Raw genomic sequence first — 12,259 nt, forward strand, 5'->3', positions numbered from 1 at the left:
CATGCATTCCAATGCCACCTCCGCGGCTCCCCATGCCGCCGCCGCGCCGCTCGCGGCCCAATCTCCCTGGCCGATCTTCTGGATCGCCAGCGTGGCCGTGTTCCTGGTTTCCCTGGACGCAACCATGCTCTATGCCGCGTTCGGCGCCATGCGCGCCGGCTTTCCGCAGGCCTCGGCCGCCGACATGTCCTGGGTGCTGAACGCCTACACGGTGGTCTACGCCGCCATGCTGATCCCGTCCGGCGGGCTGGCCGATACGCATGGACGCAAGCGCATGTTCATGGTCGGGGTGCTGCTGTTCCTGGCGGCCTCGGCTGCCTGCGGCCTGGCGGGCAGCGTCGGTTGGCTGATCGCGGCGCGCGTGGCGCAGGCGGTCGGCGCGGCGCTGCTGACGCCGGCCTCGCTGTCCATCGTGCTTGCCGCATTTCCGGCCTCGCAGCGCTCGGTGGCGGTGAGCCTGTGGGGCGCGGTGGCCGCGCTGGCGGCGGCGGTCGGTCCCAGCCTGGGCGCGTTCGTGGTCGATGCCGCCGGCTGGCCGTGGGCCTTCTACATCAACCTGCCGTTGGGCGCGTTGTCGCTCTGGTTCGGCGCCAGCCGCCTCAAGGAATCGGTGCGGCCCGAAGCGCGGCGGCGCGTCGACGGCGTCGGCATGGCGCTGCTGATGGTGGGCGTGGGCGCGGTGGCGCTGGCCATCGTGCAGTCGGAATCCCCGCACTGGAGCCGTGGCGAGCTGTGGATGGTGGCGGCGATGGGGCTGGTGTCGCTGGCGGCCTTCGTGGGCTGGGCCCGCAGCACGCCGCATCCGCTGGTCGATCTGGCGCTGTTCAAGCATCGCACCTATCGCTACGTGAACCTGGCCACGCTCAGCTTCGGCATCGCCTTCGCGATGATGTTCTTCGCCTTCTTCTTCTACATGACCGGCGTCTGGCACTACAGTCTGCCGCGCGCGGGCCTGGCCGTGACGCCGGGCCCGCTGCTGGTGATGCCCACCGCGATCATCACCGGCAAGCTGGCGGCGCGCCTGGGCCATCGCCCGTTCCTGGTGGGCGGCTCGCTGGTGTACGCCGCCAGCGGACTGTGGTTCCTGCTGGTGCCGGGCGCCGAGCCCGCCTACCTGGCGCATTGGCTGCCCGGCTTGATCCTGAGCGGGCTGGGCGTGGGCCTGGTGCTGCCGTCGCTGGCCGGCGCCGCCGTCAACCGCCTGCCGCCGCAGCACTACGCGGTCGGCAGCGCGGTCAACCAGGCCACGCGCCAGATCGGCGCGGTGCTGGGGGTGGCGTTGACGGTGCTGTTGCTGGGCAAGGGGGCGCTGAGCCACGCGGACTTCGATCCGCTGTATATCGGCCATGTGGGGCTGGCGCTGCTGACGGGCCTGCTCTGCCTGGCGGTGGACACCCGGCCGCGCCCCGCGCATGCGTAAGCGCCTGCGCGGCGGGAACGAGGCGGGGGTGTGCTGGGCGGAGGCGTGCGGCGCGGCGCCCGGCGGCGCCTCGCGGCTAGCGCGGCGTGCGCTGGTGAGGCACCAGCGGCGGCGCCGCGCGGCCGGCCACCAGGCGCCAAAAATCCGGCAGGAAGCATTCCGCCACCAGCAGCGGCTGGCCCTGGCGCCAGAACACCGAGCGTCGCGCCCAGACCCGCTCGGCGTCGCACCGGCGGCCATTGGCGGCCAGCGCGCCAGCGGCGGTGGCGTAAAACGGCACCGGCGAGGCCAGCCGGCGGCACGCGAACGGCGAGCGGATCACGGTGCTGTCGTGATACAGCATGTCCGCCAACGGCCGCGTCAGCAGCCGCCGCATGCCCTGCCAGGCGCCGTGCGAGGCGCGCAGCGGCGTCAGGCTGCGCGCCGGCACGCTGTCGATGCCGTCCACCGACATCAGCACCTCGCGCACCCAGACGGGCGCGCCGGGCGCGATGCGCATGGCGTGCGCTTCGTCGGCGGGCGCGCCGTCCGCGTACTCGGCCAGCACCCGCAGGCGCACCTGGCCGACCTGGCGCAGGCCGGCGGTCAGGGCGCCGGGACGGAACAGCCAATGGCGCTGGGCAAGGGTCAGGACGGGCGGGGCGCTGGCCAGCCAGCCGGCGGCCAGGGGAGGGCGATGTGCTGCTGCTGAGGTCATCATGGCTGCGTATTATGCCAAGGCCGGCGCGCGGCCTGGCCGTCGCGGCCTGTGGCCGATTGCCGCAGGGGCGCTGGCGGCCGCAGGGCGGCGGCGCGGGCGGGGCCTGCGCATACAATACTGGCCATGGAAAAAGTACGAATCTCCAAGCTCATGTCCGAGCGTGGACTCTGTTCGCGCCGCGAGGCCGACAGCTATATCGAGCGCGGCTGGGTGCGGGTCGACGGCGAGGTGGTGTCCGAGCTGGGCGCGCGCGCCTTCCCGCACCAGGTCATTACGCTGGAACGCGCCGCGCAGGCGCGCCAGACATCGCGCGTCACCATCCTCATCAACAAGCCGGTGGGCTACGTCTCGGGGCAGGCCGAAAAGGGCTACACGCCCGCGGTGGCGCTGATCGACGCGCGTTCGCGCTTTGCCGGCGACCGCAGCCCGCAGCGCTTCGAGCGCGGCCACCTGGACGGCCTGGCCGTGGCCGGGCGGCTGGACATCGATTCGCAGGGGCTCCTGGTGCTCACGCAGGACGGCCGCGTGGCCAAGCTGCTGATCGGCGAAGATTCCAGCATCGACAAGGAATACCTGGTGCGGGTGCAGGGCGAACTGTCCGAGAACGGTCTCGCGCTGCTGAACCACGGCCTGTCGCTGGACGGCAAGGCGCTCAAGCCGGCCCAGGTGCGCTGGCAGAACCACGACCAGTTGCGCTTCGTGCTGCGCGAGGGCAAGAAACGCCAGATCCGCCGCATGTGCGAACTGGTCGGGCTGAAGGTGGTGGGCCTGAAACGCGTGCGCATCGGCCGAGTGGCCCTGGGCGACCTGCCGCTGGGCCAGTGGCGCTACCTGCGCGACGACGAACGCTTCTGAACGCGGCGCCGGCCCGGCGCCGGCGCGCGCTTGCCGGGCCGCCGCCGCCCGGCCGCGAGCAAGTTTTTCAGTCTGTTTCCGAGCCGCCGTCATTTCATGAACGGCGCGGTATCCTTCGCTTGCCCGTCTCCGCCCAGGCGCTCCATCAGGAATTCGATGAAGATCCGGGTCTTGGCGGGCAGCAGCCGGGTTTCCGTGACGGCATACACCGGGAACGGGCCCAGTTGCCAGTCCGGCAGCACGCGCCGCAACTGGCCCGATTTCTGTTCGGCGGTCTGGCCGCCGACCAGCACGGTGATGCCGGCGCCCAGCATCGCCAGGCGCCGGGCCATGGCCACGCCGTTCACGGAAAAGCGGTTGCCGGGCGTGAACTGGATGTGCTGGTCGCCGCTGTTCAGCGGCCAGCGGGTGACGCGGCCGGCGCCTTCGGCGCGGAACTCGATGCACTCGTGGCGGGTCAGGTCGCTGGGGTGCTTCGGTTCCCCGTGCTTCTCCAGGTATTCGCGCGAGGCGTACAGATGGGCGGGCAGCATGCCCAGCAGTCTCGCGATCTGCGTCGAATCGGGCAGTTCGCCGATCTCGATGGAAATATCGCAGGTCTGGAACACGCGCTGCGCGTGATCGGGATTGGCAAGATCCAGGAAAAACGTGACGTCGGGATAACGGCGCGAGAATTCCATGAACGATTCAGCCAGGAAATCGGTGCCGAAATCGGCCGGCATGTTCACCCGCAGGGGGCCGGACGGCGTGTCGACCAGCTTCTGCAGTTCCTCGTGGGCGATCTGGGCCTCGGCGACGATGCGCTGGCAGCGCTCGAAATACAGCCGGCCGGCGTCGGTCAGCTCCACCTTGCGGGTGGTGCGGCTGAGCAGGCGCAGGCCCACCGACCGTTCCAGTTCGGCCACCTGGCGAGACAATGTCGATTTGGGCACCCCCAGGGCGGCCGCCGCACGGCTAAAACTGTGCGTCTTGGCGACTTCCACGAAGAGTTCCATGCCTTGTAGACGTTTCATGGAAGGGATTCTGTCACACGATGGGGCGATTTATTGTCCCATATCTGGAATGATGTTTTCTCAATATGCCCCTTTGTTTCTCGGGCGGGATAACGCAAAATGCCGATTCTGCAATGCAGCAAAGCGTCGAAGCCCTGCCTGAATGTCTGAGGCGAAACCACACCCCAGTCAATCCTCACGAGCCGCAACGATGCGCGGTCCGGGTGGCGCCGTTGCTGTCGCCGGTTGCCCGGCGGACACCGCGGTCGCCCCGCGGGCGCAGGCCACGGCGGGCGGGTATGACGCTACCTTTTTAGTTGGAAATCGGGAATGCAATCTATGAACAAGAAAAGCGCGATGTGGCGCGGTGCGGCGGTGCTTACGCTGACGGCATCGGCCCTGACGTTGGCCGCTTGCGGCAAGAAACAGGAAGCACCCCAGGCGGGCAAGCCGCAGGTGACGGTCGTCACGCTCACCACCAAGCCGGTTTCCCTGACCACTGAATTGCCGGGCCGCACCTCGCCGTTCCGCGTCGCCGAAGTGCGGCCGCAGGTCAACGGCATCGTGCAGAAGCGCCTGTTCACCGAGGGCGGCGAGGTCAAGGCCGGCGACCAGCTCTACCAGATCGACCCCGCGCTCTACCAGGCCAGCTTCGACAGCCAGAAGGCCGCCCTGGCGCGTGCCCAGGCGCAGCAGAAGACCGCCGCGCTGCTGGCCGAACGCTACAAGCCGCTGGTGGCCACCCGCGCCGTCAGCCAGCAGACCTACGACAACGCCGTGGCGGCGCGCGACCAGGCCGTCGCCGACGTGCTGTCGGCCAAGGCCGCGCTCGACACCGCGCGCATCAACCTGGTCTACACCAAGGTGCTGTCGCCGATCAGCGGCATCATCGGCCGTTCCTCCGTCACCGAGGGCGCGCTGGTCACGGCCAACCAGGCCACGGCCCTGGCCGCCGTGCAGCAGATCGACCCCATCTACGTCGACGTGACCCAGTCCAGCGTGCAATTGCTGCGCCTGCAGAACGCGCTCTCCAGCGGTCAACTGAAGAAGGCCGAGGGCGAGCAGGCCGCGCTGGTCACGCTGACGCTGGAAGACGGCTCGCAATACACCCAGCAGGGCAAGCTGCAGTTCTCCGAAGTCACCGTCGACCCGGGCACCGGCTCGGTCACGCTGCGCGCGGTGTTCCCCAACCCGGACCGCCGCCTGTTGCCCGGCATGTTCGTGCGCGCCCGCCTGGTCGACGGCGTTGCCGCCGACGGCCTGCTGGTGCCGCAACGCGGCGTGACGCGCAACCAGCGCGGCCTGCCGACGGCGCTGGTGGTCAATGCCGAGAACAAAGTGGAACTGCGTGAAATCAAGACCGACCGCGCCATTGGCGACCAGTGGCTGGTCACCGACGGCCTGAAGGCCGGTGACAAGGTCATCGTGGAAGGCGTGCAGATGGTGCGCCCGGGCGTCGAGGTGGTTGCCTCTGAAGCCAGCGCCAAGCCGGCGCAGCAACCGCAGGCGGGCGCCGCGGCGGCCAAGCAGTAGTCAGGGAGCCTTGCATGGCAAAGTTTTTTATCGATAGACCGGTTTTCGCATGGGTGATCGCGATCGTGCTGATGATGGCCGGCGCGTTGTCCATCCTGAAGCTGCCGGTTTCGCAGTATCCGAACATCGCGCCGCCGGCCATCGGCATCGCGGTGACCTACCCGGGCGCCTCGGCGCAGACGGTGCAGGACACCGTGGTGCAGGTGATCGAGCAGCAGATGAACGGCCTCGACGGCCTGGAGTACATCTCCTCGGAAAGCAACGCCGACGGCAGCATGTCCATCACGCTGACGTTCCGCCAGGGCACCAACCCCGACACCGCGCAGGTGCAGGTGCAGAACAAGCTGTCGCTGGCGCAGCCGCTCTTGCCGCAGGAAGTGCAGCAGCAGGGCATCCGCGTCACCAAGGCCACCAAGAACTTCCTGATCGTGGCGGGCTTCGTGTCCACCGACGGCACGATGACCAAGGACGACCTGGCCGACTACGTCGCCTCGTACGTCCAGGATCCCATCAGCCGCACGCAGGGCGTGGGTGACTTCCAGTTGTTTGGCTCGCAGTACGCCATGCGCATCTGGCTGGATCCGGCCAAGCTGGTGAACTACGGCCTGACCACGGTCGACGTGGTCAACGCCATCAAGGAACAGAACGTCCAGGTGTCGTCCGGCCAGTTGGGCGGCCTGCCCGCGGTGCGCGGCCAGCAGCTCAACGCCACCATCATCGGCCCCTCGCGCCTGGAAAAGCCGGAAGACTTCGGCCGCATCCTGCTCAAGGTCAATGCCGACGGTTCCCAGGTGCGCCTGGCCAACGTCGCTCGCATCGAACTGGGCGGCCAGACCTACGCCATCGACAGCTACTACAACGGCAAGCCCGCCTCGGGCCTGGCGATCAAGCTGGCCCCCGGCGCCAACGCGCTGGATACGGCGCAGGCGGTGCGTGACACCATCAACAACCTGAAGCCGTACTTCCCGCCGGGCATGGACGTGGTCTATCCGTACGACACCACGCCGTTCGTCAGCCTGTCGATCGAGGAAGTGTTCAAGACGCTGGTGGAAGCCATCATCCTGGTGTTCCTGGTGATGTACCTGTTCCTCCAGAACTTCCGCGCCACACTGATCCCGACGCTGGCGGTGCCGGTGGTGCTGCTGGGCACCTTCGGCGTGCTGGCCGCGTTCGGCTATTCCATCAACACCCTGACCATGTTCGGCATGGTGCTGGCCATCGGCCTGCTGGTGGACGACGCCATCGTGGTGGTGGAAAACGTCGAGCGGGTGATGGCCGAGGAGGGCCTCACGCCCAAGCAGGCCACGCGCAAGTCCATGACCCAGATCACCGGCGCGCTGATCGGCATCGCCATGGTGCTGGCCGCGGTGTTCATCCCGATGGCGTTCTTCGGCGGCTCGACTGGCGTGATCTATCGCCAGTTCTCCATCACCATCGTGTCCTCGATGGTGCTGTCGGTGATCGTCGCCATCGTCTTCACGCCGGCGCTGTGCGCCACGCTGCTCAAGCCCATCCCGAAGGGCCACCATGGCACCAAGCGCGGCTTCTTCGGCTGGTTCAACCGCAGTTTCGACCGCAGCAGCCACGCCTACGCCAATACCGTGGCGCGCGGCCTGGGCCGCACCAAGCGCCTGATGGTGGTGTACCTGGCCATCGTCATCGCCATGGGCTGGCTGTTCACCCGCATCCCGACCGCGTTCCTGCCGGCCGAGGACCAGGGCATCCTGTTCGCCCAGATCCAGACGCCCGCCGGCGCCACCGCCGAGCGCACCAAGGCCGTCATCGACGAGGCCACCAACTACCTGCTGACCGAAGAGAAGGATGCCGTCACCTCGGTGTTCGCGGTCAACGGCTTCAACTTCGGCGGCCGCGGCCAGAATGCCTCGATCCTGTTCATCAAGCTGCGCGACTGGGAAGACCGCGGCGCCGCCAATCTCAAGGCGGCCGCCGTGGCGGCGCGCGCCAATGCGCACTTCCGCAAGACCGAGCGCGACGCCCAACTGTTCGTGGTGCCGCCGCCTTCGGTGATGGAACTGGGCAACGTCGACGGTTTCGACTTCCAGTTGATGGACCGCGCCGGCGTGGGCCATGAAAAACTGCTGGCCGCGCGCAACCAGTTGCTGGGCGAGGCGGCGCAGAGCAAGATCCTGCAGGGCGTGCGCCCCAACGGCATCGAGGACGCGCCGCAGTACCAGCTCGACATCGACCGCGAAAAGGCGCGCGCGCTGGGCGTGGCCGTGTCGGACATCAACAGCACGCTGTCCACCGCCTGGGGTTCGTCGTACGTCAACGACTTCATCGACCGCGGCCGCGTCAAGAAGGTGTTCGCGCAGGGCGAGGCCTCGGCCCGCATGCTGCCCGACGATCTGGACAAGTGGTACGTGCGCAACAAGGATGGCGACATGGTGCCGTTCTCGGCGTTCGCCAAGGCCACCTGGAGCTTCGGCCCGCAGAAGCTGAACCGCTACAACGGCGTGCCTTCCTACAACATCCAGGGCGGCGCGGCGCCGGGCTACAGCTCGGGCGCGGCCATGGACGAGATGGAACGCATCGCCAGCAAGCTGCCCACCGGCGTGGGCTTCGAGTGGACCGGCATGTCGTACGAAGAACGCCTGTCGGGCGCCCAGGCGCCGGCGCTGTACGCGATCTCGCTGATCGTGGTGTTCCTGTGCCTGGCGGCGCTGTATGAAAGCTGGACGATTCCGTCCGCGGTCATGCTGGTGGTGCCCCTGGGCATCATCGGGGCGCTGGGCGCGACGCTGCTGCGCGGCCTGTCCAACGACGTGTACTTCCAGGTGGGCCTGCTGACAACGATCGGGCTGGCGGCCAAGAACGCCATCCTGATCGTGGAGTTCGCCAAGGAGCACTACGAGGCCGGGGCGAGTCTGACGGAATCGGCGATCCACGCTGCCCGCCAGCGCCTGCGCCCGATCCTGATGACGTCGCTGGCGTTCATCCTGGGCGTGGTGCCGCTCGCGATCTCCTCGGGCGCCGGTTCGGGCAGCCAGAACGCCATCGGCACGGGCGTGATCGGCGGCATGCTGACCGCGACCTTCCTAGCCATCTTCTTCGTCCCCGCGTTCTTCGTGATCATGCTGCGCCTGTTCAAGGTGGAACGCATGAGCGCGCGACGCGATCCGCACGACCCCAGCGCCAACGACGCGCAGGACGTGTCCGTCGAAGGAAAACCGCAATGAAGCTGCAGATGAGAACCCTGGTTTCCCTTTCCCTGGCGGCGGCCCTGGCGGGCTGCTCGCTGGCCCCGACCTACGAACGGCCCGACGCGCCGGTCTCGGCGGCCTATCCGGCCGGCCCGGCCTACAAGGCCGATGCCGCCGGTCCGGTGGCCACCGCCGACATCGGCTGGCGCGACTTCTTCGCCGATCCCTTGCTCCAGCAACTGATCGAGCAGTCGCTGGCCAACAACCGCGACCTGCGCGTGGCGGCCTTGAATGTCGAGGCCGCGCGGGCCCAGTACCGCATCCAGCGCGCCGACCTGCTGCCCAGCGTCGGCATCGCCGGCAAGGAAACCGCCCAGCGCACGCCGGCCGACCTGTCGCCCAGCGGCCAGGCCACCACCAGCCACAACTACCAGGTCGGCGCCGCGCTGTCCTCGTGGGAGCTGGACCTGTTCGGCCGCATCCGCAGCCTGAGCGACAAGGCGCTGGAATCGTACCTGGCGCTGGACGAAACCCGCACCGCGACCCAACTGACGCTGATCGCCGAAGTAGCCAACGCCTACCTGACGCTGCGCGCTGACCAGGAGTTGCTGAGCCTGACGCGCGACACGCTCAAGAGCCAGGATGATTCCTACAAGCTCACCAAGCAGAGCTACGACCAGGGCCTGTCCACCGCGCTCGACCTGAGCCAGGCCGAAGTGTCGCTGCGCACCGCCCAGCGCAACCTGTCGCAGTACACGCGCCAGGCCGCGCAGGACCGCAACGCGCTGGTGCTGCTGGTGGGCCAGCCGCTGTCGCCGGAAATCTCGGCGGCGCTGGACAACGCCGTCAAGCTTGACGACGGCATGCTGCCGACCGCGCTGCCGGCCGGCCTGCCGTCCGAGCTGCTGGCGCGCCGTCCGGACATCCGCGCCGCCGAGCACCAGCTCAAGGGCGCCAATGCCAACATCGGCGCGGCCCGCGCCGCATTCTTTCCGACCATCAGCCTGACGGGCAACGCCGGCACCGCCAGCGCCAGCCTGGGCGGCTTGTTCAACGCGGGTTCGGGCGCCTGGAGCTTCGTGCCGCAGATCACGGTGCCGATCTTCGCCGGCGGCTCGCTGCTGGCGGGCTTGGACCTGGCCAAGGTGCAGAAGAACATCCAGATCGCGCAGTACGAGAAAACGATCCAGACGGGATTTCGCGAAGTGGCGGACGCGCTCGCCGGCCGCGGCACGCTGGACGAGCAGATCCAGGCGCAGCAACTGCTGGTGGCCGCCAACCAGCGCGCCTACGACCTGTCCGAGCAGCGCTTCCGCCAGGGCATCGACGACTACCTGACGGTGCTCGATTCGCAGCGTTCGCTCTACACCGCGCAGCAGTCGCTGGTCGATACGCGCCTGGCGCGGCTGTCGAACCTGGTCACCTTATACAAGGTGCTGGGCGGCGGCTGGACCGAGCGCACCGTCACGGCGGCGCAGCCGGGGCCGGACGCCGCGCCCGCCGCCAACGGCCAGCGGGGCTGATCCCCGGGCAGTCCGACAGCGAAAAAAAGCGGGCCGATCGAAAGATCGGCCCGCTTTGCGTGGTGCGCGCGCGGCGCGTCAGGTGCGTTTCTTGGCGATCAGGCCGACCACGAACAGGACGATGATCGCGCCGACCACCGAGCCGATCCAGCCGGCCGGTTCGCCCGGGGCGTACCAGCCCAGCTTCTGGCCGAGGAAGCCGGCCACGACCGCGCCCACGATGCCCAGTATGGTGGTCATGATGATCCCCATGTTCTGGTCTCCGGGCATGATCGCGCGGGCGAGCAGCCCGACGATGAAGCCGACGATGATCATGATGATGATGCTCATGCGCGTACTCCTTGCGAGGGTAAAGGGCGATGTGCCCTGATATTACCCACGCGCGCGCCAGCGGGGCTGTAACAACTGGTGTTTGGGGTCTGGACGCAACATGCTGCGCCGCATGGCCCATGCAGCAATGTTGCACCTCGCCTTACGAAGTCAGGTCGATCAACTGGCGCAGGTCCTTGGTCATCGCCTCGATGCTGTCGGTGTCCGAGGCCAGCAGGCGGGCGCGGCCCTGATTGTCGAAAATGTACACGCCGCGGCTGTGGGTCACTTCGTACTGGTCGGCGTCATCGCCGGGACGGGGCTTTTCGATCTGGTAGGCCACGCGGTAGCGGCGCGCCAGGTCGGCCACCTGCTTTTCGTTGCCGGTGACGCCAATGGCGTTGCTGTTGAAGGCGTTGACGTAGGCCTGCAGGATATCCGGCGTGTCGCGGTGCGGGTCGACGCTGACGAACACGATGCGCACGTCGCGCGCCTTGTCGCCCAGGTTCTGCAGCACCGCCGTCAACTGCGCCATGGTGGTGGGGCAGATGTCCGGGCAACTGGCGTAGCCGAAGAACAGCAGCACGGTCTTGCCCTTGAGGTCGTCGCTGCTGACGGTCTTGCCGCCCGCGCCCGGCAACGAGAACTTCAGGTCGGGCAGGTGGCCCTTGACGTTGTAGAGCGTCCAATCGACATTGCGGTCGCCGCAGGCGGCAAGCAGCATGCACAGGGCCAGGAAGAGGCCGCGCCAGGCGCGTCCGGTAAGCAGGTGTCGCATGGGTTCCATCGCCGGTTGGGGGATAAACCCGTCGATTCTACCCGTTGGCGGCGCGTTGGCCGCGCGCCGCCAACGCTGGTGTTTGTCCCGCCGCAAGGCGCGTGCGGCGCACTTGTGAAGCTTTGTCGAAATATTGTTGGAGAAGTGGCAAATCGGGCCATGCGAACGGTTGTTGACAGCTACAGTCAGGATATTGTCAGTTACCGGCGAGGTGCCACTCTATGAACACCGCGGCCAGTCATGCGCTGGGCTATCCCTATTTTCCGTATTACCCCGTGGTGCTCGACATCCTGCGCAGCCGCCTGGCGGGGCGTGTGCTGGACGCGCCTTGCAACCGCGGCTGGCTGGGCGACATGGTGCGCCCGGCGACCGGACGCGATGTCGAACTCGATGGCATCGGTCCGGCCGGGTTGCCGGCCTCGGCCAATGGCTACCGGCGCCTGACCGTGCATGACCTGGAAACGCCGCTGCCCGCGGCCGTGCCCTACGACGCCGTGGTCTGCAGCGAAGCGATCCACCTGGCGTCCAACCCCGGACTGCTGGTGCGCGGCTTTCATGACGCGCTGCGCCCGGGCGGCACGCTGGTTCTGACCACGCCCAACGCGGGCCGCGTGCGGGTCCGCCTGCGGGCGCTGCTGCGCGGTGTGCACGTCGATCCCTGGAGCGCCGCGGCGCGCACGGAAGGCGCGCTGTTCCCCCTGGGCTTTGCCCAACTGCATCAATTGCTGGCGCACCATGGATTCCACGACATCACCCTGCATTCCGTGGCCGAAACCAGGCAAGGGCGCTGGCTCGATCATCTGCTGGCCTGGCCCGCGCGGCGCTATTGCCAGGCGCGTCTGAAACACGCGCAGGACGAGGACAGCCGCCACTTCTGGCGCCAGGCCGGCTCGGAACCGTCGGCGCATGGGAACTGGCTGGTGGTATCGGCGCGCCGGCCGGGGGAGCGCTAGCGCGGCCAGCCAAAAAAATGGCCCGCTCGCAAGCG

10 protein-coding genes are annotated in these 12,259 nt (G+C 68.1%); 6 read left to right on the top strand and 4 right to left on the bottom strand.

All coding sequences use genetic code 11. From position 1 onward, the window contains the following. Position 1: 1 nt before the first annotated feature. Positions 2 to 1,420: a DHA2 family efflux MFS transporter permease subunit gene (locus AAID08_RS11330; protein ID WP_054504138.1), complete on the top strand. Its 1,419-nt coding sequence runs from the start codon at positions 2 to 4 to the stop codon at positions 1,418 to 1,420. Positions 1,421 to 1,496: 76 nt separating this feature from the next. Here AAID08_RS11330 and AAID08_RS11335 read toward each other — a convergent pair whose 3' ends face one another. Continuing rightward, entirely contained in the window at positions 1,497 to 2,117 is a 621-nt protein-coding gene (locus AAID08_RS11335; protein ID WP_395757814.1) for a chorismate--pyruvate lyase family protein, read from the bottom strand. Between the two features lie 126 nt (positions 2,118 to 2,243). Here AAID08_RS11335 and AAID08_RS11340 point away from each other — a divergent pair, with 126 nt between their 5' ends. Next, positions 2,244 to 2,975, top strand: coding sequence for a pseudouridine synthase (locus AAID08_RS11340; protein WP_054504139.1), 732 nt, complete (start codon positions 2,244 to 2,246; stop codon positions 2,973 to 2,975). A gap of 89 nt (positions 2,976 to 3,064) precedes the next feature. Here the strand turns inward: AAID08_RS11340 and AAID08_RS11345 are convergent, their stop codons facing one another. Then, positions 3,065 to 3,970, bottom strand: a complete 906-nt coding sequence (locus AAID08_RS11345) for a LysR family transcriptional regulator (RefSeq protein WP_006394388.1) — start codon at positions 3,968 to 3,970, stop codon at positions 3,065 to 3,067. Positions 3,971 to 4,306: 336 nt separating this feature from the next. On the opposite strand from AAID08_RS11345, the gene AAID08_RS11350 reads away from it, so the two are divergent. From AAID08_RS11350 to adeC, 3 genes are read left to right on the top strand one after another with little or no spacing between them, the layout of a single operon-like run. Beyond that, positions 4,307 to 5,500, top strand: coding sequence for an efflux RND transporter periplasmic adaptor subunit (locus AAID08_RS11350; RefSeq protein WP_049074437.1), 1,194 nt, complete (start codon positions 4,307 to 4,309; stop codon positions 5,498 to 5,500). A 14-nt stretch (positions 5,501 to 5,514) separates the two neighbouring features. After that, complete coding sequence (locus tag AAID08_RS11355) at positions 5,515 to 8,697, top strand: efflux RND transporter permease subunit (protein WP_372414542.1); 3,183 nt, start codon at positions 5,515 to 5,517, stop codon at positions 8,695 to 8,697. Then, positions 8,694 to 10,184, top strand: a complete 1,491-nt coding sequence (adeC, locus tag AAID08_RS11360; RefSeq protein WP_054504141.1) for an AdeC/AdeK/OprM family multidrug efflux complex outer membrane factor — start codon at positions 8,694 to 8,696, stop codon at positions 10,182 to 10,184. The genes AAID08_RS11355 and adeC overlap by 4 nt, the downstream gene beginning before the upstream one ends. 78 nt (positions 10,185 to 10,262) lie before the next feature. Here the strand turns inward: adeC and AAID08_RS11365 are convergent, their stop codons facing one another. Continuing rightward, on the bottom strand, positions 10,263 to 10,514 hold the full coding sequence (locus AAID08_RS11365) for a GlsB/YeaQ/YmgE family stress response membrane protein (protein ID WP_049074432.1): 252 nt from the start codon (positions 10,512 to 10,514) through the stop codon (positions 10,263 to 10,265). A gap of 142 nt (positions 10,515 to 10,656) precedes the next feature. After that, positions 10,657 to 11,271, bottom strand: coding sequence for an SCO family protein (locus AAID08_RS11370; RefSeq protein WP_054504173.1), 615 nt, complete (start codon positions 11,269 to 11,271; stop codon positions 10,657 to 10,659). Between the two features lie 221 nt (positions 11,272 to 11,492). Here AAID08_RS11370 and AAID08_RS11375 point away from each other — a divergent pair, with 221 nt between their 5' ends. Then, positions 11,493 to 12,224 carry a methyltransferase domain-containing protein gene (locus AAID08_RS11375; protein ID WP_343719971.1) on the top strand — a complete coding sequence of 244 codons (732 nt, stop codon included), beginning with the start codon at positions 11,493 to 11,495 and terminating at the stop codon, positions 12,222 to 12,224. Positions 12,225 to 12,259 lie beyond the last annotated feature (35 nt).

This window comes from Achromobacter sp. EB05 (assembly GCF_044232075.1).
In the GTDB taxonomy this organism is placed as follows: Bacteria; Pseudomonadota; Gammaproteobacteria; order Burkholderiales; family Burkholderiaceae_B; genus Achromobacter; species Achromobacter dolens.

Bases quoted from the DNA above. Each gene is read 5' to 3' on its own strand.
- AAID08_RS11330 (WP_054504138.1), top strand. From the start codon at position 2: ATGCATTCCAATGCCACCTCCGCGGCTCCCCATGCCGCCGCCGCGCCG.
- AAID08_RS11335 (WP_395757814.1), bottom strand. From the start codon at position 2,117: ATGACCTCAGCAGCAGCACATCGCCCTCCCCTGGCCGCCGGCTGGCTG.
- AAID08_RS11340 (WP_054504139.1), top strand. From the start codon at position 2,244: ATGGAAAAAGTACGAATCTCCAAGCTCATGTCCGAGCGTGGACTCTGT.
- AAID08_RS11345 (WP_006394388.1), bottom strand. From the start codon at position 3,970: ATGGAACTCTTCGTGGAAGTCGCCAAGACGCACAGTTTTAGCCGTGCG.
- AAID08_RS11350 (WP_049074437.1), top strand. From the start codon at position 4,307: ATGAACAAGAAAAGCGCGATGTGGCGCGGTGCGGCGGTGCTTACGCTG.
- AAID08_RS11355 (WP_372414542.1), top strand. From the start codon at position 5,515: ATGGCAAAGTTTTTTATCGATAGACCGGTTTTCGCATGGGTGATCGCG.
- adeC (WP_054504141.1), top strand. From the start codon at position 8,694: ATGAAGCTGCAGATGAGAACCCTGGTTTCCCTTTCCCTGGCGGCGGCC.
- AAID08_RS11365 (WP_049074432.1), bottom strand. From the start codon at position 10,514: ATGAGCATCATCATCATGATCATCGTCGGCTTCATCGTCGGGCTGCTC.
- AAID08_RS11370 (WP_054504173.1), bottom strand. From the start codon at position 11,271: ATGCGACACCTGCTTACCGGACGCGCCTGGCGCGGCCTCTTCCTGGCC.
- AAID08_RS11375 (WP_343719971.1), top strand. From the start codon at position 11,493: ATGAACACCGCGGCCAGTCATGCGCTGGGCTATCCCTATTTTCCGTAT.